The organism is Streptomyces longwoodensis, assembly GCF_001514125.1.
GTDB classification, from domain to species: domain Bacteria; phylum Actinomycetota; class Actinomycetes; order Streptomycetales; family Streptomycetaceae; genus Streptomyces; species Streptomyces longwoodensis.
This window is the reverse complement of record NZ_KQ948549.1, coordinates 815,601-836,068: the sequence shown is the minus strand read 5'-3', so window position 1 is coordinate 836,068 and position 20,468 is coordinate 815,601. Positions and strand designations below refer to the sequence as shown.

General features: G+C 73.6%; 22 protein-coding genes. 7 read left to right on the top strand and 15 right to left on the bottom strand.

Annotation, left to right across the window (positions count from 1 at the left end):
* The first annotated feature begins 1 nt into the window (after position 1).
* Together AQJ30_RS03815 and AQJ30_RS03810 are read left to right on the top strand one after the other, a co-directional pair.
* Positions 2–337 carry an STAS domain-containing protein gene (locus tag AQJ30_RS03815; protein ID WP_067228463.1) on the top strand — a complete coding sequence of 112 codons (336 nt, stop codon included), beginning with the start codon at positions 2–4 and terminating at the stop codon, positions 335–337.
* Positions 338–472: 135 nt separating this feature from the next.
* Entirely contained in the window at positions 473–751 is a 279-nt protein-coding gene (locus tag AQJ30_RS03810) for a GlsB/YeaQ/YmgE family stress response membrane protein (RefSeq protein ID WP_067228461.1), read from the top strand.
* Positions 752–921: 170 nt separating this feature from the next.
* On the opposite strand, the gene AQJ30_RS03805 is transcribed toward AQJ30_RS03810, so the two are convergent.
* From AQJ30_RS03805 to AQJ30_RS03785, 5 genes are all read right to left on the bottom strand, one after another.
* Complete coding sequence (locus AQJ30_RS03805) at positions 922–1,461, bottom strand: GNAT family N-acetyltransferase (RefSeq protein ID WP_067229007.1); 540 nt, start codon at positions 1,459–1,461, stop codon at positions 922–924.
* A 307-nt stretch (positions 1,462–1,768) separates the two neighbouring features.
* Positions 1,769–2,212, bottom strand: a complete 444-nt coding sequence (locus tag AQJ30_RS03800; RefSeq protein ID WP_067228459.1) for an ATP-binding protein — start codon at positions 2,210–2,212, stop codon at positions 1,769–1,771.
* 247 nt (positions 2,213–2,459) lie between these two features.
* Entirely contained in the window at positions 2,460–2,726 is a 267-nt protein-coding gene (locus AQJ30_RS03795; RefSeq protein ID WP_067228457.1) for a hypothetical protein, read from the bottom strand.
* Positions 2,727–2,829: 103 nt separating this feature from the next.
* A complete protein-coding gene (locus tag AQJ30_RS03790) occupies positions 2,830–3,375 on the bottom strand; it encodes a DUF3618 domain-containing protein (RefSeq protein ID WP_067228456.1) in 546 nt (181 codons plus the stop codon).
* Positions 3,372–3,743: a phage holin family protein gene (locus AQJ30_RS03785; RefSeq protein WP_067229004.1), complete on the bottom strand. Its 372-nt coding sequence runs from the start codon at positions 3,741–3,743 to the stop codon at positions 3,372–3,374. The genes AQJ30_RS03790 and AQJ30_RS03785 overlap by 4 nt, the downstream gene beginning before the upstream one ends.
* 281 nt (positions 3,744–4,024) lie before the next feature.
* Here AQJ30_RS03785 and AQJ30_RS03780 point away from each other — a divergent pair, with 281 nt between their 5' ends.
* Entirely contained in the window at positions 4,025–4,228 is a 204-nt protein-coding gene (locus tag AQJ30_RS03780; RefSeq protein WP_067228454.1) for a hypothetical protein, read from the top strand.
* Positions 4,229–4,325: 97 nt separating this feature from the next.
* On the opposite strand, the gene AQJ30_RS03775 is transcribed toward AQJ30_RS03780, so the two are convergent.
* The 7 genes from AQJ30_RS03775 to AQJ30_RS03745 all read right to left on the bottom strand — a co-directional run bounded on the left by AQJ30_RS03775 (position 4,326) and on the right by AQJ30_RS03745 (position 9,285).
* Positions 4,326–4,571 (bottom strand): DUF5133 domain-containing protein, encoded by a 246-nt coding sequence (locus tag AQJ30_RS03775; RefSeq protein WP_067228453.1) that lies wholly within the window; start codon positions 4,569–4,571, stop codon positions 4,326–4,328.
* A 336-nt stretch (positions 4,572–4,907) separates the two neighbouring features.
* Positions 4,908–5,078: a hydrophobic protein gene (locus AQJ30_RS03770; RefSeq protein WP_067228451.1), complete on the bottom strand. Its 171-nt coding sequence runs from the start codon at positions 5,076–5,078 to the stop codon at positions 4,908–4,910.
* Positions 5,079–5,155: 77 nt separating this feature from the next.
* Positions 5,156–5,494: an STAS domain-containing protein gene (locus AQJ30_RS03765; protein ID WP_067228449.1), complete on the bottom strand. Its 339-nt coding sequence runs from the start codon at positions 5,492–5,494 to the stop codon at positions 5,156–5,158.
* Complete coding sequence (locus AQJ30_RS03760; RefSeq protein ID WP_067228447.1) at positions 5,491–6,777, bottom strand: PP2C family protein-serine/threonine phosphatase; 1,287 nt, start codon at positions 6,775–6,777, stop codon at positions 5,491–5,493. Before AQJ30_RS03760 ends, AQJ30_RS03765 begins: the two co-directional genes overlap by 4 nt.
* Positions 6,777–7,586: an alpha/beta fold hydrolase gene (locus AQJ30_RS03755; protein WP_067229002.1), complete on the bottom strand. Its 810-nt coding sequence runs from the start codon at positions 7,584–7,586 to the stop codon at positions 6,777–6,779. The genes AQJ30_RS03760 and AQJ30_RS03755 overlap by 1 nt, the downstream gene beginning before the upstream one ends.
* A 157-nt stretch (positions 7,587–7,743) precedes the next feature.
* Positions 7,744–8,370, bottom strand: a complete 627-nt coding sequence (locus tag AQJ30_RS03750) for a TOPRIM nucleotidyl transferase/hydrolase domain-containing protein (protein ID WP_067228446.1) — start codon at positions 8,368–8,370, stop codon at positions 7,744–7,746.
* 69 nt (positions 8,371–8,439) lie between these two features.
* Positions 8,440–9,285, bottom strand: a complete 846-nt coding sequence (locus AQJ30_RS03745; RefSeq protein WP_067228444.1) for a class I SAM-dependent methyltransferase — start codon at positions 9,283–9,285, stop codon at positions 8,440–8,442.
* A gap of 343 nt (positions 9,286–9,628) precedes the next feature.
* Here AQJ30_RS03745 and AQJ30_RS03740 point away from each other — a divergent pair, with 343 nt between their 5' ends.
* The 4 genes from AQJ30_RS03740 (at position 9,629) to AQJ30_RS03725 (ending at position 17,625) form a co-directional block, all read left to right on the top strand.
* Positions 9,629–11,998: a SpoIIE family protein phosphatase gene (locus tag AQJ30_RS03740; RefSeq protein ID WP_245726812.1), complete on the top strand. Its 2,370-nt coding sequence runs from the start codon at positions 9,629–9,631 to the stop codon at positions 11,996–11,998.
* A 223-nt stretch (positions 11,999–12,221) separates the two neighbouring features.
* Entirely contained in the window at positions 12,222–13,415 is a 1,194-nt protein-coding gene (locus tag AQJ30_RS03735) for a carboxylate-amine ligase (protein ID WP_079083776.1), read from the top strand.
* Between the two features lie 185 nt (positions 13,416–13,600).
* On the top strand, positions 13,601–15,382 hold the full coding sequence (locus AQJ30_RS03730; RefSeq protein WP_067228440.1) for an N-acetylglutaminylglutamine amidotransferase: 1,782 nt from the start codon (positions 13,601–13,603) through the stop codon (positions 15,380–15,382).
* Positions 15,379–17,625 (top strand): S9 family peptidase, encoded by a 2,247-nt coding sequence (locus AQJ30_RS03725; protein ID WP_067228438.1) that lies wholly within the window; start codon positions 15,379–15,381, stop codon positions 17,623–17,625. The genes AQJ30_RS03730 and AQJ30_RS03725 overlap by 4 nt, the downstream gene beginning before the upstream one ends.
* Positions 17,626–17,773: 148 nt before the next feature.
* Here the strand turns inward: AQJ30_RS03725 and AQJ30_RS03720 are convergent, their stop codons facing one another.
* The 3 genes from AQJ30_RS03720 to bla form a co-directional block, all read right to left on the bottom strand.
* A complete protein-coding gene (locus tag AQJ30_RS03720) occupies positions 17,774–18,610 on the bottom strand; it encodes an RNA polymerase sigma factor SigF (RefSeq protein ID WP_391881487.1) in 837 nt (278 codons plus the stop codon).
* A 174-nt stretch (positions 18,611–18,784) separates the two neighbouring features.
* The gene (locus tag AQJ30_RS03715; RefSeq protein ID WP_067228435.1) at positions 18,785–19,357 is read right to left on the bottom strand and encodes an HdeD family acid-resistance protein; all 573 of its coding nucleotides are present in this window, start codon (positions 19,355–19,357) and stop codon (positions 18,785–18,787) included.
* A gap of 125 nt (positions 19,358–19,482) precedes the next feature.
* Positions 19,483–20,406 (bottom strand): class A beta-lactamase, encoded by a 924-nt coding sequence (bla, locus tag AQJ30_RS03710; RefSeq protein WP_067228434.1) that lies wholly within the window; start codon positions 20,404–20,406, stop codon positions 19,483–19,485.
* Positions 20,407–20,468: the final 62 nt, after the last annotated feature.

The following is a 20,468-nucleotide window of genomic DNA, read 5'->3' as shown; positions in this document are numbered from 1 at the left end:
CGTGCTGCACGTCACCGACCGCGCAGGTGACCACGTCACCGCGACACTGCCAGAGGACGTCGACCTCGACACCACACCAGGCCTGCGGGCGCTGGGCGACCGGATGATCGACGAGGGCTGCCGGCACCTCACCCTGGACGCGTCCCGCGTGGCAGTTCTGGACTCCACCGGCATCACCGCGCTCATCGCCTGGTACCAGCGCCTGGTCGCGCTCGACGGCTCGCTGACCGTGACCGGTCTGAGCGAGCACCTGTCCGCCTTGTTGGTCCGCCTGGGCCTGCACGGCGTCATCACGGAGCCGGACGCGCCCGTCACCGACCCGGCCGGCGGCGTCTGACGGCAGGTCACGGCACGGCTCCGGCCCAATGCCGAAAGTTCGTCAAGATCGCGATGTGACAGAGACGTTTGTACGCGCGGATTCGGTACACACGATGTTCTGACACATTCTTTATACGACGAGACGGAGACGCACATGGGCATCCTCGCGTGGATCATCATCGGTCTGCTCGCCGGCGCCATCGCCAAGGCCCTCATGCCGGGCAAGGACCCGGGCGGCATCATCATCACCATGCTCATCGGCATCGCCGGCGGTCTGCTCGGTGGCTGGCTGGGCAAGGTGATCTTCGGCGTCGACTCCGTCGACGGCTTCTTCGAGCTGTCCACCTGGATCGCCGCCATCGTGGGCTCCCTCATCCTGCTGGCCCTGTACCGGGTCTTCACGGGCAACCGGCACTCGCACCGTCACGCCTGACCTGACGCGGCAGACACCGCGACACCACACGACGGCTCCCACCTGCCGAGCAGGGGGAGCCGTCGGTGTGTGTGCGGGGCCTCCGGGTTCCGGCCTGAACGAGCGCTGCACCATGACGAGTTCGGCTCCGGCGCCGTCAGGTCTACGTACCGCGTCCGGCTCCGGTGCCGTCAGGCCCGCCCACCGCGGGCGATGCGGTGGAGCACCTGCGGACGCAGTGGTCCTTCGGGTGCGGTGGGGTCGTCGAAGTCGCCGTCCGGGTCCCGGGTCATGCCGATCCTGCGCATCACCGCCTGGGAACGGAGATTGGTGGCCGTGGTGACGGCGAGGATCTCGGGGAGTCCGAGGGTGTCGAAGCCGAAGTCCAGGACCGCCCGCGCGGCCTCGGTGGCGTACCCCTTCCCCCACGCCTCGCGCGCGAGCCGCCAGCCGATCTCCAACCCGCCGAACGGCAGGCCGTCGTCCACCCGGTCCAGGCCCGCGAATCCGGTGAACGCACCCGTGGCCCGCACCTCGACGGCCCACCATCCGTAGCCCCGCTCCTCGAACTCGGCCCGGAACCGGGCCACGGAGGCGTCGCTCTGCTCGCGGGTCAGCAGGTCGCCCAGGTGCCGGCGGACCTCGGGGTCGGCGTTCATCGCCGCCCACGGTGCGAGGTCGGACGCCCGCCATGGACGCAGGACGAGGCGGTCGGTGCGCAGTTCGGTCATGCCGCCCACACAACGTGATCCGCCCGCCCGGGGCAATCCGATATCGCAGCGTCCGGGCGGGCGGTTCTTCGGGCGGCTAGGTCGTGTCCGCAAAGTCCCGTCGTCCGCCCGAAGGGCGGGCCCTGCGGCGTCCGGTGCGTGCTCTCGGCGTGCCGGGCGGACACCCGCGTACTGGCCGTACTCGGGTGTCCGCCCGGTGCGGCGGTGGGGGCCCCTCCCGCGCGAGCGAAGCCGAGCGTGGGGGAGCGTGCCGGGCGTCGCAGGGCTGGGGGTCCCCCCTCTGGGGGAGGGACTTTGCGGACACGACCTAGGGCAGGCGGACGGGGCCCGGGTCGCGGCGGTCGTCGGTGTCCGTGGGCAGGTCGGTCAGGGCGATGCGGGCCGTGATGCGCTTGCCCACCGGCTCCTGTTCGACGAAGAAGCCCTCGGCGATCGCCTTGACGATCTCCAGACCGTGCTGGCCGATACGGGCCGGGTCGGCGGTGCGTGCCTCCGGGACCGTCGGGTCGCTGTCCCACACCACCACCTCGACGGCCCGGGTGGTGAGGCGCAGTTCCATCAGGATCGGTCCCGGCGCGTACTTGCGGGAGTTGGTGACCAGTTCGCTGACCACCAGCTGGGTCAGGTCCCTCGTGCGGTCGGAGACGGGCACCTGGTGGTCGGCGCCGGCGCTGTCGAGGAAGGCGGCCGCGTGGTCGCGCGCCTGGGCGATGCAGCCGTTCTCGTCGCGCAGCGCGTGGCCGATCCGCATCAGCTGCTCGTCCGGCCCCGGGCGACCGTCGCCGCCGGTTGGAGTAGTCACTGGCCTCGCCCTCACTCCCCGTTCACACGGGCGCCCGTACCCGTCAACTCGCACCGCATGCCACACCGTTCGCCATGACCACCCGGGTGCGCCAGAACCGGACAGCGGTGACCTCGGTCGTCCCGCGCCTCGGCCCCGATCAGCCTAAACGCCCTCCCTGGGTGGGTCGGCACCAGCACCGCCGGTCGCACGGAGGTCATTCGGGCGGATCCGTACGCGTCCGGAGCTGTTGCCAGCAGTGGTGGACGTACCGCTCGGCCTCCTGCACGGCCGAGTGGGCGGCCGCGCCGTCCGGGACGGTGGCCGGAACCGCGGACCGCACCGATCGCACCGAACGCCGGCGCAGGTGGGCCCGGGCGCCGGCGTGCCGCCGGCCCTGGTGGACGATCGCGGCCCGGGCCACCAGGATCAGGGCGACGGCTGCGGCGGCGGTCACCGCGGCAGCGGCATGCTGGTCGGACATGGCTGCGTGGGTTCTCCGTTCGATGGGTGTCGGGCAGGGTGAAGGCCGGCGGTCGTCCGACGCGCCGGCCCTCCCCTCGCTTCGGCGGAACTGCCGACCCCCGTCAGCCCTTGCGGCGGAAGGCCAGCCACGCCACCACGGCCACGCCCGTGACCACCAGCAGCGCCTTGCGGTTGTCCCGTGCCAGCTGCGCACCCTGGGCGGTCTTCTGCCGCACCGGCTCGGGCGCCTTGTCCTGCCAGAGCTGTCCGGCATGGCCCGCCTTGGTCCGGGCCTGCTCGGCGGCCAGGGCCGCCTTCTCCTTGACCGGGTCCGGCAGCTTGTCCTGCGCCTGGTGCGCCAGTTCGGCGGCCTTGGCCTTCAGCTCGCCGGCCTTCAGGGCGGTCTGCTCCTTCAGCTCGGCGGCCTTGGCGGCGGCCTGTTCCTTGACCTCGACCGCCTTCGCCGTGGCCTGTTCCTTGACGTCGCTGGCCTTCGCGGCGGCCTGTTCCTTCACCTCGGCGGCCTTCTCCTGCGTACGCGCCTTGACGTCGGCCTTGGCCGCCAGCGCCTCGACCGTCTGCCCGAGTTCGGCCCTGGTCTGCTCGACCTGCTCCCGCAGTTCCTCGGGGTTGGCGGCAGTGGGCTCGTCGTGCGGCGGTTGGGTCATCGGTGTGCACTCCCCTTGATCTCGGCCACGTCGGCCTTCACGTTCTCGATCGTCTGCTCGGGCTTGGGCGGCGCGGCCTGCTGCATCTGCTTCTTGCCGCTCAGGGCCATCACCGCGGCGATCACCCCGAGCACCGCCGTGACGATCAGCGCCGCGGCCCACACCGGCAGCGGCACCGCCAGCGCCGCGATCGCGGTGGCGACCAGCGCCTGCAGCATCAGGAAGCCCACGACTCCGGCGCCGCCGAACAGGCCACCGCCCTTGCCGTAGCGCTTGCCCTTCTCCTTCATCTCCGCCTGCGCCAGCCTCATCTCGCCGCGCACCAGCTCCGTCAGCTGCTGCGAGGCCCGTTGGACCAGCTCGCCCACCGGCTCCTGGCCGGAGCGCGCAGTGCTGTCGCCGGCTTCGGCGTAGTGCGGCTGCGTGTTCGACACAGCGGTCACCTCCCGTCCCTGTCCGTAGTGGTCGGCCCGGCTCTTCCTGGTGACCGGCGCCGTCCCCTGAGCGCGCGAGTACCCCGAACCGTCGAGTTCAGGGCGGGCGAACGGGCACGGTCTGACGTTCACACGACTCTTACACGCCCAGGTGGCCTTCTCGTCGGGATGCGGGCACCCGTGGGGAGGTCGTGAGCCGAGGAGGGAACGTTGCTGTGACGGTCATTGCGGTCCTGGTCCTGCCGGCGCTGGGGCTGACGCTCCTGCTGATGGACCGGGTGGAGAACTGGATGTCCGGGCCGCCCACGGCGCCCCGGCACGCGGGCGGGCGCCGCCACCTGCGCCTGCTCCCCGGAGGAGGGCAGTCGGCCTCCCGGGCGGCGCACGCCTCGGGAGCGCGGCACCGCGACGCGGCTTGAGAGCCGGGGGTGAGCCGCGACAGACGCGGCTTGATATCCGGGGTGAGCAGCGAAAAGGTGACCGGCGGAACGGGGGCGGCCCGCGCCGCGGGGGGCTCTACGCCGCCAGCGTCGCCGTCCCCTTGGCCGCGCCCAGGCGCTCGGTGCGGCAGCGGTCGAGCAGTGCGTCCGCCTCGCGGAGCGCGTCCTCGACGGTGGTGGTCCCGGTCAGGGCGCACAGCGCCCGGGTGACGTCCTCGAGGGCCAGGCTGGTGGTGCCGGTGGGGCGTACGTCGTGTTCGATGCGCACCTGCGCGAACCGAGCCAGCGTGGCCCGCAGGTCCTTCTCCGCCGGAAGCAGCATCACGATCCCTCTTCTCATCCGCACACGCCCACGCCCGTCGGCCGCGCCTGGGGGGCAGCGGGCTGCCGACACGTCCGATCGGGACCGCCGGGCGGCGCCGGGCACGCCTACGTGTTCCCCGAGTTCACAGGCGTACACCTGTCTCCCACGACGGAACGGGTGCAAGGGTGACACCGGTGGCCGCGGCTCCACGCCTCCCCCGGGCGCGTGTCGCCGACTATTTCCGGGCGGTGCGGCGTGACCCTCCGCTGCCGGGCCGGCGGAGCCGGGGCACACGGCAGGGCCCGGCCGTGATCCGGCCGGGCCCCGCGATGTGTGCCGTCGGTGCGGTGTGCGTCACCACCTGTACCAGCGGCCGCGACCACCGCCTGCGCTGGTGGAGCGCATGACGAAGCCGAGCAGCCACACCACCAGGACGGCGATGGCGATCCACCACAGGATCTTCACGGCGAAACCGGCGCCGAACAGGATCAGCGCGAGCAGTAGAACGAGCAGCAAAGGAACCATAGTTGTCTGACCTCCTGCGCTTCCGTCTGCCCTGCGTCCGACCCTTCATGCGCGGCGCCTGGCTGGTTCGTGAAGGTTCAGGTACGGGTGGCCGCGTCGCTGTCCGGCTGCACGGTGAAGACCTGGTCGAGGCCGACCATCTGCAGGATGCGCAGGGTGTTGGCGGGGACGGAGGCCAGCACCACCTCGGCCCGGGCGGCCTGGGCGTGGCTGTGGGCGGCGATCAGCGCGGTGATGCCGCTGGAGTCGCAGAACTCGAGGCCGCCCAGGTCCAGTACGAGGCGCCGGCCCGGCGGGACGACGAGCGTGCTGATCCGTTCCCGCAGTGCGGGGGCGTGGGCGAAGTCGAGGTCTCCGACGACCTCCAGGACGGGGCCGGTCGTGGCGTCACGCGTGACGATCTTCAGCGGGCTCATCGTGCGTCCGGTGTGGTGCGGTCGGCGGGCACGCCGAGGGCGAGCAGGGCGGTGTCGTCGTCGAGGCCGTCCCCGAAACCGTCCAGCAGGGTGATCAGCGCCCCGATCAGGTCCCCCGGGGACCGGCCGGCGTGCGCGGCGAGGAAGTCACGCAGGGCGTCCTCCCCGAACAGGCTGGTGCGGTCGCTCCCGGTGCGGGCCTCGGTGAGCCCGTCGGTGTGGAGCACCAGGGTGTCGCCGGGGGCGAGGACGGCCGTGGTGGTGACGAACCGCGCCGTGGGCAGGACGCCGACCAGCAGACCGCCGGGCGTGTGCAGCGGGTCCACCGTGCCGTCGGCGCGCACGACGAGCGCCGGCGGGTGCCCGCCCGAACCGAGGTGGACGCCCACCCGCCCCGTCGCCGCGTCGGGTTCCAGCGTGCCGAACACCGCCGTGCAGAAACGGGGGTCACCACTGCCCGTGTAGCGCTGGTGGAGCACCTTGTTGAGGGTGGTGAGGGCGGCGACGGGGTCGGGGTCGTGCACGGCGGCGGCGCGCAGCGTGTAGCGGGTCAGCGAGGTGACCGCGGCCGCTTCGGGACCCTTGCCGCACACGTCACCGAGGAAGAAGCCGAACCGTTTGCCGTCGACGGGGAAGACGTCGTAGAAGTCACCACCGACCTGGTCGGACGAAGCCGTGTGGTAGTGCGTGGCCGCTTCCACACCGGGGATCGGCGGCAGGGTGTCCGGCAGCAGCGACTGCTGGAGCACGGCCAGTGCCTGCTGCAGCCGGGCCCGGTCGGCCTCGGCCTGGCGACGGGCCTCGTCGGCGACCCTGCGGCCCCGCAGGAGTTCCTCCTCGTAGGCGCGCCGGTCCGAGGCGTCGAAGACGGTGGTGCGGATCAGCAGGGGCTCGCCGGTGGTGCCGCGCTTGACCACCGACGACACCAGGACGGAGATGCGACCGCCACCCGCCTGCCGCATCTCCAGGGCGATGCCGCTGATCTCGCCCTGCATCCGCAGCAGCGGCGCGAAGTGGGTCTCGTGGTACAACTTGCCGCCCACGGACAGCAGGTCGCTGAACCGCATCCGGCCCACGACGTCCTCGCGGCGCAGGCCGAGCCAGGTCAGCAGGGTGGCGTTGATCTTGGCGACGGTGCCGTCCATCAGCGTGGACAGGTAGCCGCAGGGCGCGTTCTCGTAGAGTTCCTCGACGCTGTCCTCCAGCAGGGAGGCGAACGCCGCGGGCGGGACTCCTCCGTCCTCGGCGTCGTACGGATCCGGTCGTTCCCCGGCGGAACACATCATCGCAGCGCCGCCAGGAAGGACCTGATGGCCGCATTGGTGGCTTCGGGCGCGGACAGGTGCGGGCAGTGGCCCGTCGCCTCCAGGGTCACGAGGGTCGAGCCGGGGATGGAGCGGTGCACGAAGGCGCCGACCTCGCGGGGCGCGATGACGTCCTGGGTGCACTCCAGCACCAGCGTCGGCACCGAGACGGTCTTCAGGTCGTCCCGGGAGTCCGACAGGAACGTGGTGCGCGCGAAGACGCGGGCCATGTCGGGGTCGGTGGCGCAGAAGCTGTTCTTCAGCTCGTCGCCGAGTTCGGGCCGCTCCGGGTTGCCCATGATCACCGGGGCCATGACAGCGGACCAGCCCAGGTAGTTGGACTCCAGGGAGTCCAGCAGTTCGTCGATGTCCGCCGCGCTGAAACCGCCCCGGTAGCCCTCGTCGTCGATGTAGCGCGGGGAGGGGCCGATCATCACCAGGGCGCCGATCCGTTCGGGGACCCGGGCGGCGGCGAGCACGCCGGTCATCGCGCTGACCGAGTGGCCCACGAACACCGCGTCGGTCAGGTCCAGTGCCTCGCAGACGTCGACCACGTCCTGGGCGTAGCCGTCCAGGGAGGCGTAGCGCTGCTCGGAGAAGGCGGAGGGGTCGGAGCGGCCCGAGCCGACGTAGTCGAACAGCACGACGCGGTAGTCGTCGGACAGGGCCGGCACGGTGAGCCGCCACATGTTCTGGTCGCAGCCGAACCCGTGGGCCAGCACCACCGTCCGGCCCTCGGGGTTGCCGGTGACGGTGACGTTGTTCCTGCGAACTGTGTCCTTGCCCATGTCCATGCCCACCACTCTCTCAGCTGTCACGATCCGTACCGATCACCCGGTCCGGGGGGCGGGTCTCACGGAGGGTAACGCGTCGGGGGGCGTCGGCGCGGAGGCAATGGTTCCGAGGCGTCGGCGCGCAGGGACCGGGACCCGGGCCGGGCCGCCATCAGACGTGGGCGAGGAGGAGGTCGAGCGGGACGGGCGTGCGGTCGGGGTCGAGGGCCTCGACCAGGACGCGGCCATAGTGGATCTTGCGTCCCGACTTCGTGCCGAGGAAGCGCCGCAGCTGCTCCGGGGCGGGGCGGCCCTGCTGGGCGGGCTGGTGCAGGAAGGTCTGCAGGGGGCGTTCCTCGCCCTGGGCCCGGACGAGTGCGCACACCCGGGGCACGCCGAGGGCGCGGATCAGTTCGTCCTCCAGGTCCGCGGCGCACACGAAGACGGCGCCGCCCGCCTGCCCGGCGTGCTCCAGGGCGCGGTCGTAGTAGCGGCGCTCCCCCGCGTCGCACAGGCCGGTGAGGCGCAGGCCGAGGCCGGCCGGCCCCAGCAGGCGGGCGAAGCGGCCCACGTTCGTCGCGCCGCCCATCGGCAGCACGCAGACGCCCTCGCGGGCCAGGTCCCGGCCGCGGCGCGCCGCGAGCGCGTCGACGGCGGCGGCGTCACTCAGCCCTTCCAGCAGGACGACCGACCGGACGGGCAGCCGAGCGGCCAGGTCCCGCGCCCGGTCGCCCGGGTCCCCGGAGCCCGTGGCCGCCCATGCGGTGACCGCCTCGCGAAACGCCCCCATGTCCGCCATGGGGAGAGTCTTCGTCGTCCTCCCCCGGCCGCGCCAGGCATTTTCGCCGCCGGGGCGCCGCCGCACCCCTCAGTCCGACCTGCGGGCGGTGAACAGCAGGTACTCCCACTCCATCGTGGTACGGCCGTCCTCGGCCCCCAGTCCGTGGGCGCGGGCCAGGTCGGCCAGGTCGCGGTCGAGCGCGGCGGCGCGTGCGGGGTCGTCGGCGAGGGACCGGTAGACCGCGATGGTGGGGCCGTAGCGCTCCTTGAAGTAGGCGCGGAACTCCTCGGGGGTCGCGAACCGGTCCACCACGACCGTGCGCCGCTCGGCCTCGACGGCGGTGACCCGGTCCCCGAGCAGCTCACGTACGTGCTGCGGGTCCCCCCACAGCGGGGGCGGCTGGGCGCCCGGCGGGGGCGGGGGCGCGTAGGGCTTCATGGTGGCGAGCATCCGGCCGAGGAAGCCCTCCGGTGTCCAGCTCAGCAGGCCGACGGTGCCGCCGGGGCGGCAGACCCGGACCAGTTCGTCGGCCGCCCGCTGGTGGTGCGGGGCGAACATGACCCCGACGCAGGACAGCACGGTGTCGAACGCGGCGTCGTCGAAGGGCAGATCCTCGGCATCCGCCTCCTGCCAGCGCAGCCGTGCGCCGCGCCGCTCGGCCAGGGCCCGCCCGGTCTCCAGCAGCTCGGGGGTGAGGTCGCAGGCGACCACGTCGGCGCCGGCCAGCGCGGCCGGCACGGCGACGTTGCCGGTCCCGGCGGCCACGTCGAGGACCCGGTCGCCGGCGCGCACACCGCAGGCCTCGACCAGGACACCCCCCAGCTCCGGGATGAGCTCGGCGGCCACGGTGGGGTAGTCGCCCTGGGCCCACATCGCGCGGTGCCGGGCCTTCAGCGCGCGGTCGGCCTGGTCGGGGTCGGTCGTGTTCGTCATGACGCGCTCCTTGCCGTTCCCGGCGGCGGTTCGTCGCCGACCCTTCGAGCGTAGGAGGGGTGGGCGGGGTCGCCCAGTCGTGCGCGGTCACGAGCGGTCCCCGACCGGGAGCGACCGTCTTCGACCACCGTCGGCCTTCGTTGATCGCCCCAGGGGTCCGCGCAGGTCCGGGCCCCGGGGCGCACCGGCGCGCGGACGTGCGGACGCCCCTTTACACGGTGCTCCCCTCCCCCGTCCACATCCTGCTGACCCGCGCCTTTCGCTGTGCCATGCTCTAGGCGTGACGCCACGGGAAGAGCCGCTCCGGCCGCAAGCGGGGTCCGAATCCCCCGCCTTGGCCAAGGTGGTGGCCCGCCAGCGGGCCGAGATCGTCGACCTGCAACGGGTCGCCGCGCTGCTGCCGGTGCTGGAGCGCGCCAAGGGCGCCGTGATGGTGCAGGAGGGCTGTTCCGCGGAGGAGGCCTACGACCTCCTCCTGGAGCGGTCCGTCTCGGCCGACCGCACGCTCGTCGAGGAGTGCTGGCTGACCCTCGGGGCCATCCGTCCGCTGCGGGGCCGGCGCGGGCGCAGGCGGCGGCGCCCGCAGCCGGTGAGCGGCGGTTCGGCGTTCGCGTCCGCGCAGTACCTGGTGCCCGCCGACCCGGCCGCGCAGGCCCCCGCCCCCGGCTCCGCCCGCGAGGCCACCCTGCTGCTGGGCCGGCTGGGCCTGGGGCTCGCGACGGTGCGGGACCGGCCGGCGCTCGCGCACTGCCTGCTGGACCACCTGGCGGGCGGGACCGGGATCGAGGCCGTCCTGGTGTGGACCTCGAGCGACGACGGGATGCGGTTGACCGGCCACGCGGGGATCGACGCCGTCGAGGCGGCCCGGTGGGACGGACCGGACGCGGGCGGACGGCCCCCCGGCGATCCGCGGCGGGGCCACAAGCCGGTCTGGGTCGAGGGTTCCGAGGGGCGCGAGGCGTACGACGTGCCCGAGGGCGCCGAGCGGCGCTGGCCCGCGCGGGCCTGGCTGCCGGTGGAGGCCGGGGGCGAGGTCGACGAAGTGATCGCCGTCCTGCGCGGCACGGACCGGCCGTTCACCCCTGTGGAGCGCGAACTGCTCGTGGGAGCGGTGCAGTTGTGCGCCGGCCGGATGGCTACGCTCGACTCGGCGCCGCCGCGCCGCGACCCGTCCGTGGAGAGCGTGCAGCAGATCCTGGACGCCCTGTCAGGGTCGGTGATCCTGCTCGCACCGCTGCACGGGCCGGACGGCACCCTGGAGGACTTCCGCATCGAGGCGGCGGCGCCCGAGTCGGTGGACGTCGCGGGCCGCCGGGGGCGCGGACTGGTCGGGCTGCGCGTGCTGGAGTGCTACCCGACCTTCGCCGGGACGGAGTTGTGGGAGGGCTACCGGGAGGTCCTCGCCACCGGCAAGCCGTTCGCGAGCGGACCGTTCACCTACGAGGAGGTCGTGGCCGGCATCCCGCACCACTCCAGTTACTCGCTGCGGGTGTCCCGGCTGGGCCACCACCTGGTGGTGTCCTGGACCCGCCACGACCTCGCCGACCGGCAGGAGCGCCGGCTGGCCGCCGTGCAGCGCCTGGGCAACCTGGGCTGGGCCGACTGGAACCTGGTGACCGACACCATCACCTGGTCCCCGCACGTGTTCACCATCTTCGACCGGGACGAGGGCCTCGGCCCGATGCGACTGGAGGACCTGCCCGAGTCCGTCCTGCCCGAGGACCTGCCGCAGCTGACGGCGGCGGCACAGCGGCTGCTGCGCGACGGCACCGCGATCGACCAGCCCTTCCGCATCACGACCAGCCGCGGGGTCCGTCACCTGCGGATCGTCGCCGAGGCCGTGACGGACGCGGACGGTACGCCGCTGGAGGTGCACGGCTTCTTCCAGGACCTGTCCGGCCTGCGCGACGCCGAACTCGCGCTGCTCAGCAGCGAACGCGCGGTCTCCGCGCAGCGCGGCCAGCTCCAGGCGGAGCGCCGGGTGGCCGCCCGGCTGCAGCAGGCGCTGCTGCCCCTGCCGACCGGTCCGGTGCGGCTCGCCGGCCTGTGGTCCAACGCCCTGTACCACCCGGCGGAACGCGGGATCAGCGTGGGAGGCGACTGGTACAGCGCCATCGAACTGCCCGACGGCGACGCGCTGTTCGTCATCGGTGACGTGATGGGCCACGGCATCAGCGCGGTGGCCACGATGGCGCAGCTGCGCTTCACCGCCAAGGGCATGATCGTCACCGGTTCCTCCCTCACGGACGCGCTCACCCGCCTCAACGCGCTGCTGATGCACCTGAACTCGCCGTCCGGCACGCACACCACGGCCACCCTGATCGTGGCCCGTTACCGCCCCGCCGACCGTGTCCTGACCTGGGCCCAGGCGGGCCACCTGCCGCCGCTGCTGGTCCGGGACGGCCGGGCCCGTATGGTCGAGCGCCCGGCGGGCATCCTGCTCGGCGCCACCGACAGCCCGGTGTTCGGCGAGGCCACGCTGCGACTCCAGGACGACGACCAGCTGTTGTTCTTCACGGACGGCCTGATCGAGCGCCCCGGGCAGGACCTGCGGACGGGCCTGCAGGAGCTCGCCACCACGGCCGAGGCCCTGTTGCGCACCGCCGAGGCGGACGGCCTGCCCGCCCTGCACGCCGCTCTGGCCGTGGCCGAACACCGCGACGACGTCTGCGCGCTGCACATCAGCGTCCCGTCGCATCAGGCCGACGACTGACGGCCGGCGACTGACCCGCGACTGACGGCCGGCGGCGCCGGGTATCCGGGACGGCGGGCGCAGTACGGCGGGTTCACGCCGCCACGAGTCACTCCCCGTACGCATGTGCTCACTTGGCAGCTCCGGCGCTCGAAAGAGCGTTCATGATTGACCACCGGGCAACGGGGAACTCCGAAGAGCACCCATTCGGGCCGATTAGAGCCCGTCGTTCCGAGGAGTGGCCGTGACCGTGCGTATCGGTGTGGAGGAAGAGTTCCACCTGGTGGAGATCGAGACCGGGCAGCTCGTGCCACGGGCCGACGAAGTGCTGGCGAACCTGCCCACGGACACGTTCACGACCGAGTTGCAGCAGGCGGCCGTGGAGTCCAACAGCGCCGTGCACACGACGCTGGACACGCTGTACGACGACCTCGTCGGCAGCCGACGGCGCCTGGACCGGGCGGCCTCCGCGCACGGACTGGCGGTGGTCGCCGCCGGCACGGTGCCACTGGCCCGACCCGCGGCGAGCTTCCCGACCGCCGGGCTCCGCTACGAGCACATGGTCGACGAGTACCGGCTGCTCGCCGACGAGCAGCTGATCTGCGGGGCCCACGTCCACGTGGACGTCCCGGACCGCGACACCGCCGTACGCGTCATGTGCGAGGTGTCGCCGTCGCTGCACACGCTGCTCGCGCTGTCGGCCTCCTCCCCGTTCTGGCAGGGCGCCGACACCGGCTACGCGAGCTGGCGCACCATGCTCTGGCAGCGCTGGCCCACCGCAGGCCCGATCGGCTGCTACGCCGACGCCGACGCCTACGACGGGGCCGTACGGGGGCTGATCGACTCCGGCGTCATCAGCGACCCCGGGATGATCTACTACGACGTCCGCCCCTCCGACCACCTCAGCACCCTGGAGCTGCGCATCTGCGACGCCTGCCCGCGCGCGGAGACGGCGGTGCTCGTCGCCGGACTGTTCCGCGCCCTGGTCGTGGACGCTCTCCAGCGGCTCGAAACCTCGGACGAACCCTCCTGCGACGGCCGCCACGAGTGGCTGCGCGCCGCCACCTGGCGGGCCGCCCGCTCGGGCCTGGAAGGCGCCCTGGTCGACCCGGAGACCCGCCAGGAGGCCGCCGCCGCCGATGTCGTGCGCGGCATGCTGCGCCGGCTGCGCCCGGCGCTGGAGGCCAACGGCGACTGGGACACCGTGCGCGCCCTCGCGGAGCGGGCGCTCCGGGACGGCAGCGCCGCCCACCGCATCCGCCGTACGGCCGAGCACGAGGACCTGCTGGCCGGCACCGACCTGGCCATCGCGGAGACCCGCGGCGAGCGCACCCGGCGCCGCCGGCCCGCCCCGTCCGCCGCCCCGCTCACCGCCGCGGCGCGGCTGAGCGTCAGCGGCACCCTCGGCACTCCGCCGGCCGCGCTGCCCGGCGCGTGAGGCGGGGCGACCGTGTGCCTGTCACCCCCTGCGCCGCTGCCCTCCCCGCGGACCACTCGTCCCGGTCCCCCGAACAAAGGAGATGTACCCGCCATGCCGACCAGTCCGGCCCAGATCCCGACCAGCAGGTCCGCCCCCACGCCTCCGGCGCGGACCGCGTACGCCCAGCGACGGGGTGATGCGTGATGTGCGGACTGTGCGGTGAGATGCGCTTCGACGGCCGCAAGCCCGACCTCCCGGCCGTGGAGCGGATGACGGACCGGATGGCCGCCCGCGGACCCGACGACGAGGGAACCTGGTCGCACGGTCCCGTGGCGCTGGGCCACCGGCGCCTGAAGATCATCGACCTGTCCGAGCGCGGCGCCCAGCCGATGACCGACGCCGAGCAGGGCGTCACCGGCGTCTTCAACGGCTGCGTCTACAACTACCGGCAGCTGCGCGAGGAGCTGACCGGCCTCGGCCACCGCTTCGCGTCCACCTCCGACACGGAGGTCGTGCTCAAGGCGTACCAGCAGTGGGGCACCGACTGCGTGCAGCACTTCCACGGCATGTTCGCCTTCGCCGTCTTCGAGCACCGGACCGGACGCCTGGTACTGGCCCGCGACCGGCTCGGCATCAAACCGATGTACCTGGCCGAGACCCCGGGCCGGCTGCGGTTCGCCTCGTCGCTGCCCGCCCTGCTGGCGGCCGGCGACGTCGACACCGGCCTGGACCCGGTCGCCCTCCACCAGTACTTCAGCTGGCACGCGACGGTCACCGCGCCCCGGACCGTGCTGCGGGGCGTGCGCAAGCTGCCCCCGGCGACGGTCCGCGTCGTCGAGCCCGACGGCAGCCACCGCGACCACCGCTACTGGCAGCCGTCCTACACCCGCCGCCCCGAGCACGAGGGCATGGGCCCCGACGAATGGCGCGACGCGGTGCTGGAGGCGCTGCGCACCGCCGTACGGCGCCGGATGGTCGCCGACGTGCCGGTGGGCGTGCTGCTCTCCGGCGGCCTCGACTCCAGCCTGATCGTGGCGCTGCTCGCCGACGAGGGGCAGCGGGACCTGGCCACCTTCAGCGTCGGGTTCGAGTCCGAGGGCGGCGCCGCGGGGGACGAGTTCCACTACTCGGACCTCGTGGCGAAGGAGTTCGCCACCGACCACCACCAGCTGACGGTGCCGTCCGAGCGGGTGTCCGCGGCGCTGGACTCCGCGGTGGCGGCCATGAGCGAGCCGATGATCAGCCACGACGTGGTGGCCTTCCACCTGCTGTCCGAGCAGGTGTCCAAGGAGGTCAAGGTCGTCCAGAGCGGCCAGGGCGCCGACGAGGTGTTCGCCGGCTACCACTGGTACCCGGACATCGCCGCCGCTGCCCGCCACCGGGCGGCGGACCAGTACGCCGAGACGTACTTCGACCGCTCGCACGCCGACCTGGCGAAGATCCTGCAGCCCGCGATGCTGGCCCCGGACGACGTCTCCGCGCGCTTCGTCCAGGAGCACATGGCCGCGCCGGGCGCCGAGACGACGCTCGACGCAGCGCTGCGCCTGGACACCCACGTGATGCTCGTGGACGACCCGGTCAAGCGCGTGGACAACATGACCATGGACTGGGGCCTGGAGGCCCGCGTGCCGTTCCTCGACCACGAGCTGGTGGAGCTGGCCGCCGCGTGCCCGCCGGAGCTGAAGCTGGCCGACGGCGGCAAGGGCGTGCTGAAGGAGGCGGGACGCAAGATGCTGCCCCGCGAGGTGGTCGACCGGCCCAAGGGGTACTTCCCGGTCCCGGCGATCACCCACATGGCCGGCCCCGTCCTCAAGCGCGTACAGGAGGCCCTGCACGCCCCCGAGGCGCGGCGGCGCGGCCTCTACCGGGACGGCTACGTCGACGAACTCCTGTCGGCGCCCGACGACCACCGCACCCGGCGCGGGGCGAACGCCCTGTGGCAGGCTGCTCTGCTGGAGATATGGCTTCAGACGCACGGGATATGACCGAAGCACGCCCCACCACCCACGGCGCCGGACCCGCGGCGCCCGGCCGGCGGCCCGACCGCCCGTCCACGCACCCGCCGTCCGGGCCGTACCCCCTGCCCCCGCAGCCGGACCAGGCGGCGGGTCCCGACGGCGCGGACGGGCGCGGCCAGGCGTACGCCGCTCCGGCGCGGGCCCCGCTGGCCGACGCCCGCGGCCCGCGCGAGCCCACCACCCGGCTCACCTCCCACGGCTGCTGGTACCCGTCCGCGGACCCCGGCGGGGACCAGGTGGCGTTCATCTGCGACCGCGGCGGCGTGCCCCAGCTGTGGGCGGGACCCGTCGCGGGCGACGACGTACGGCTGCTCGACGCGGGACCCGACCCCGTCCGCGAGGTGTCCTGGTCCCCCGACGGCCGCTGGATCGCCTACACCACGGCCCCCGGCGGCGGCGAGCACACCCGCGTCCTGTGCGTACGGCCCGACGGCACCGACCGGCACATCCTGGCCGGGGCCGAGCCGGGCACCTCCGCCTACCTGGGCTGCTGGGCGCACGACGGCTCGGCCCTCGCCGTGACCGTCGCCGTCCCGACGGCCCCGTACGCGGCGCCCGGGCCCGTCACCGCGGCGGACGGGGACCCCGAGGGCCTGCCGGCCGGCTGGTCGAGCCGGGACGGGACCGCCGTCCTCCTGGGCGCCGGGGCCCGGTACGACACGGGCACCACGGCGCCGGCACCGGCCTCCCCCTTCGCGGCCCTCGCGGGTCACGGCGAGGACCCGCGCGGCGCGGGCACCTCGCCCGGCTTCGCGGACGGTCTGTCCGCCTACCTGCTCGACCCGGACGGGATCGCCGCCCCCGTGCTCCTCGCCACCGAGGCCGACGCGGCGACCCTGCGCGTGTGCGACCTCAGCCGGGACGGCTCGTTCGCCCTGCTGCGCCGGGGGCCGCGCGGGCGGCGGGAGGCCGTCGTGGTGCGCACCGCCGACGCCACCCCGACCTACGTCGTCCCGGTGGCCGACGGCGACCCGTGGATCGGCCGGTTCTCGCCGCGGGCGGACACGCTGTGGCTGCGCAGCAACGCCCACCGGGAGTTCGCCGCCCTGATCGCCGCGACCCTGGACGCGAAGGGCCACGTGCACGGCTGGTCCGTCGCCGCCGAGCGCGACGGCAGCGACCTGGAGCTGCTGGGGTTCGGCCGGGACGGCCGGACCGCGGTCCTGGCGTGGAACGTCGGCGGCGCCACCGAGCTGGAGGTCGTCGACGCCCCCGCCGGGTCGGCCGGCTCCCCCGCCGGAGCGCCCCGGCCGGTGCCCCTGCCGCACGAGGTCGTCACCCGGATCGTCCCCGCGGGCGGCGCGGGCCTGGTGCTGGCCCTGTCCGGCTCCCAGCGCCGCCCCGGCGTGTGGTGGCTGTCCGGCGGCACCTCCCTGCTGCGCACCCCCTGGTCGTCCCGGGACGAGGACGCCGTACCGCCGGGCCGCCGGCCCACGCGGCCGGTGCCGCTGCGCCCCACCGCGCGGGACGGACTGCCACTGCACGGCTGGTACTACCGCGCGCCCGGACGGGACCCCGGCGAACCGGCGCCCTGCGTGATCCACCTGCACGGCGGCCCGGAGGAGCAGGAGCGTCCCGTCTTCAACCCGCTGTACCACGAGATCCTCGGCCGGGGTCTCGACGTGTTCGCCCCCGACGTCCGCGGGTCCTCGGGACACGGCCGCTCCTTCGTGGACGCCGACCTGGGCGAGGGCCGCTTCGCCGCGCTGGACGACGTGGCGGACTGCGCCGCCCACGCCGTGCTGGCGGGACCTGCCGACCCCGCACGGCTCGCCGTCATGGGCCGCTCCTACGGCGGCTACCTCACCTTCGCCTCGCTGGTGTGGCACCCGGACCTGTTCCGGACGGGGGTGGCGGTGTGCGGCATGTCCGACCTGCTGACGTTCTTCGAGGGCACCGAACCGTGGATCGCGCAGTCGGCGGCCCACAAGTACGGCCACCCGGAGCGGGACCGCGACCTGCTGCGCGCGCTGTCGCCGATGAGCCGCATCGACGCGCTGCGCGCCCCGGTGCTGGCGGTGCACGGCGAGCACGACACCAACGTCCCGCCGCAGGAGTCGGAGCAGTTCGTCCGAGCGGCCCGCGCACGGGGCCGCACCGCCGAGCTGCTCACGCTGCTCGACGAGGGGCACGACTTCCAGCGCGCCCCCAACCGGCGGCTGTTCCGGCGGGCGGCGGCGGACTGGCTGCAGCGGTACCTGACGAGCTGATCGGAGGCGGGGGCGGGGGACTCCTCGGGCCAGGGGCCCGGTCCGCCCCTCCCCCGCGCACAACGTCCATCGGCCGGCCACCACGGGGAACGTGGGGGCCGGCCGATGGAGGTCGACTCAGGGGGTGACCGTACGCCGCAGCGGAGGGTCAGTCCTTGGGGAACATGCCCGCGCGCAGACGGGCCAGGGTGCGGGACAGCAGGCGGGAGACGTGCATCTGCGAGACGCCGAGGCGCTCGCCGATCTGGGCCTGGGTCAGCTCCTCCACGAACCGCATGTGGATGATCTGGCGGTCGCGCTCGTCCAGGTCGGCGATCAGCGGGGCCAGGGTGTGGAAGTCCTCCACCAGGTCCAGCGCGCGGTCCTCGCTGCCGATGAAGTCCTGCAGGGCGGCCTCGCCGTCCTCGCTGCCGTTGATCGTGGCGTCGAGCGAGGAGGAGTTGTAGCCGTTGGCGGCCAGGCGCGCCTCGCGCACCTCGTCCTCGGGCAGGCTCATCAGCTCCGACAGTTCCTTGACCGTCGGGGTGCGGCCCAGGCGGCTGCTCAGCTCCTCCGTGGCGCGGGCCAGCTGGACGCGGGCCTCCTGCAGGCGCCGGGGCACGTGCACGGCCCAGGTGGTGTCGCGGAAGAACCGCTTGATCTCACCGACGATGTAGGGGATGGCGAAGGAGGTGAACTCCGCCTCCCGGGACAGCTCGAACCGGTCGATCGCCTTGATCAGGCCGATCATGCCGACCTGGACGATGTCCTCCATCTCCTCCGGGCCACGGCTGCGGAAGCGGCCGGCCGCGAAGCGGACGAGGGACATGTTCATCTCGATCAGCGTGTTGCGGGCGTAGCTGTACTCGGGCGTGCCCTCTTCCAGCATCGACAGCCGGTCGAAGAACACCTTCGACAGCTCACGGGCGTCCTTCGGCGCGAGCTTGGACGGATCGGCGATCTCAGGCAGGTCCGCCGTCCGTGTGCCCGTCGTCGTCATACCCATGAGCGTCATGGGGTGTCCCCTCCCTAGAGCCATATCCAGATCTTGAGCCCACCGCACGGGTGGGCGACACACCGCCTACCCTCTCATCCAGGGTCCATGCGTGCCATCCGAGCGATTTCTTTTCACTTTTTTCATGGGCTCTTCTCACGGCTCTCCGCACCGCCCGCCCAGGCCTCAAGTGTGCCAGGCGTGCCGGGTCCGGCGCGGCCGGTGGGCCGCCGCGGTGGTGCCGTGCAGGCGCCAGGCCGCCGCCAGGGTCAGCAGGCCGGAGATCATGGCGTACACGCCGACGACCTGGGCGACGACGAGCGCTCCGGCGTCGGGGCGGGCCCCCACGAGCACGCCGGCCACGACCGAGGCGCCGCCGGCCGCGAAGAGCATCCACTCGTGGTGCAGCTCGCGCCGGAAGCGCGTGGCGGCCCAGAGCTCCGCGGCGCCGGCGCCGACGGCCCACGCGCCGATCAGGCTGACCAGCGCGAGCGCGGTGACCCCCGGCCAGGCGATGGTGACCGCGCCGACCGCGATGCCCAGCATTCCCCCGGCCGCGTGGGCCGTGCGGTGCCCCATGTCCCCTCCCCTGCGCCGCAGGGCGCTCGTCAGGAGGGACAGACCGTCGGCGAGGACGTACGCGCCGAACAGCAGCGCCAGCGCCTCCACGGTCACCTCCGGCCACACCAGGGCCAGCGCCCCGAACATCAGAGCCGCGAAGCTCCGCACCACCAGGGTCCACATCAACTGCCGCCGCATCCCTCGCCCTTCGCTCGGCCGACACCGGTCCGGGGCGGCGGGTACCCCGCTGCGCGCGGATCGCGCACCCGAAGCCTCACGACAGCACCGGGAGGGCCATCGGAGGCGCCCGGCTCGCTCCGCGCCTACTCGCCGGGGGCGAGGGTGGCGGCCAGGAGGGCGGCCGTGTCGCGGATCAGGTCGTTGTCGACGGGCGCGTCCGTGGCGTCCTTCGTGGACAGCACGGTCAGCAGCAGGGGCGTGTGCCGTGTCGTCCAGGCGATGCCGATGTCGTGGGCGGTGGCGTAGCTGCCGGTGCCGGTCTTGTCCGCGAGGGTCCAGTCCCGCGGGAGCCCGGCGCCGAACCGCTGGGCGCTGGTGGTGTTGCCCTTCAGCCAGGTGACGAGGTGCTCGCGGTCGGTCCGGCCCAGGCCGCGACCGAGGGTCAGCCGTTCGAAGCTCGTGCCGAGTGCGTGGGGCGTGCTGGTGTCCCGCTGGTCGCCGGGGACGGCGGTGTTCAGGTCGGTCTCCCAGCGGTCTAGCCGGCTCACCCGGTCCCCGAGTGAGCGGAAGAACCGGGTGAGTCCCTGGGGTCCGCCGATCTGGCGCAGCAGCAGGTTGCCCGCGGTGTTGTCGCTGTACTGGATGGCGGCGGCGCACGCCTGGCCCACCGTCATTCCCGTGGCCAGGTGGTCCTCGGAGTGCTGCGAGTTGTCGAGGATGTCCCTGGGCGGGTAATGGATCACCCGGTCCAAGGGGGCGCAGTCGGCGTGGTCGCGCAGCACGGCCGCCGCGGCGAACGCCTTGAACGTCGAGCACATGGCGAACCGTTCCCCGGCCCGGTGGGCCACGGTCCGGCCGGTGCGCACATTGCGGGCGTAGACACCGAGCCGCGCGCCGTACCGCTGTTCGAGGGTGCGGAACTCCTCGCCGAGACCGACGAGTTCGTCGGCCTCGGCGGGGGCGGCGGCTGCGGTGGGGGCGGCCGCAGTAGGGGCCACTGCCGCGGCGCTGAGAGCAAGACCGTTCCTGAACAGGCGGCGGCGCGGCATCGGGTCGGCGCTGGTCATGTGGGTGGTTCTCCCAGGTCGTCGGTGGAAGGACATCGGGGCATCGAGAATCGGACGTCGGC

Bases quoted from the DNA above. Each gene is read 5' to 3' on its own strand.
- AQJ30_RS03725 (WP_067228438.1), top strand. From the start codon at position 15,379: ATGACCGAAGCACGCCCCACCACCCACGGCGCCGGACCCGCGGCGCCC.
- AQJ30_RS03715 (WP_067228435.1), bottom strand. From the start codon at position 19,357: ATGCGGCGGCAGTTGATGTGGACCCTGGTGGTGCGGAGCTTCGCGGCT.
- AQJ30_RS03810 (WP_067228461.1), top strand. From the start codon at position 473: ATGGGCATCCTCGCGTGGATCATCATCGGTCTGCTCGCCGGCGCCATC.
- AQJ30_RS03730 (WP_067228440.1), top strand. From the start codon at position 13,601: ATGTGCGGACTGTGCGGTGAGATGCGCTTCGACGGCCGCAAGCCCGAC.
- bla (WP_067228434.1), bottom strand. From the start codon at position 20,406: ATGACCAGCGCCGACCCGATGCCGCGCCGCCGCCTGTTCAGGAACGGT.
- AQJ30_RS03795 (WP_067228457.1), bottom strand. From the start codon at position 2,726: ATGTCCGACCAGCATGCCGCTGCCGCGGTGACCGCCGCCGCAGCCGTC.
- AQJ30_RS03775 (WP_067228453.1), bottom strand. From the start codon at position 4,571: ATGCTGCTTCCGGCGGAGAAGGACCTGCGGGCCACGCTGGCTCGGTTC.
- AQJ30_RS03720 (WP_391881487.1), bottom strand. From the start codon at position 18,610: ATGGGTATGACGACGACGGGCACACGGACGGCGGACCTGCCTGAGATC.
- AQJ30_RS03750 (WP_067228446.1), bottom strand. From the start codon at position 8,370: ATGGCGGACATGGGGGCGTTTCGCGAGGCGGTCACCGCATGGGCGGCC.
- AQJ30_RS03760 (WP_067228447.1), bottom strand. From the start codon at position 6,777: ATGTGTTCCGCCGGGGAACGACCGGATCCGTACGACGCCGAGGACGGA.
- AQJ30_RS03790 (WP_067228456.1), bottom strand. From the start codon at position 3,375: ATGACCCAACCGCCGCACGACGAGCCCACTGCCGCCAACCCCGAGGAA.
- AQJ30_RS03805 (WP_067229007.1), bottom strand. From the start codon at position 1,461: ATGACCGAACTGCGCACCGACCGCCTCGTCCTGCGTCCATGGCGGGCG.
- AQJ30_RS03765 (WP_067228449.1), bottom strand. From the start codon at position 5,494: ATGAGCCCGCTGAAGATCGTCACGCGTGACGCCACGACCGGCCCCGTC.
- AQJ30_RS03770 (WP_067228451.1), bottom strand. From the start codon at position 5,078: ATGGTTCCTTTGCTGCTCGTTCTACTGCTCGCGCTGATCCTGTTCGGC.
- AQJ30_RS03755 (WP_067229002.1), bottom strand. From the start codon at position 7,586: ATGGGCAAGGACACAGTTCGCAGGAACAACGTCACCGTCACCGGCAAC.
- AQJ30_RS03800 (WP_067228459.1), bottom strand. From the start codon at position 2,212: ATGCGGATCGGCCACGCGCTGCGCGACGAGAACGGCTGCATCGCCCAG.
- AQJ30_RS03745 (WP_067228444.1), bottom strand. From the start codon at position 9,285: ATGACGAACACGACCGACCCCGACCAGGCCGACCGCGCGCTGAAGGCC.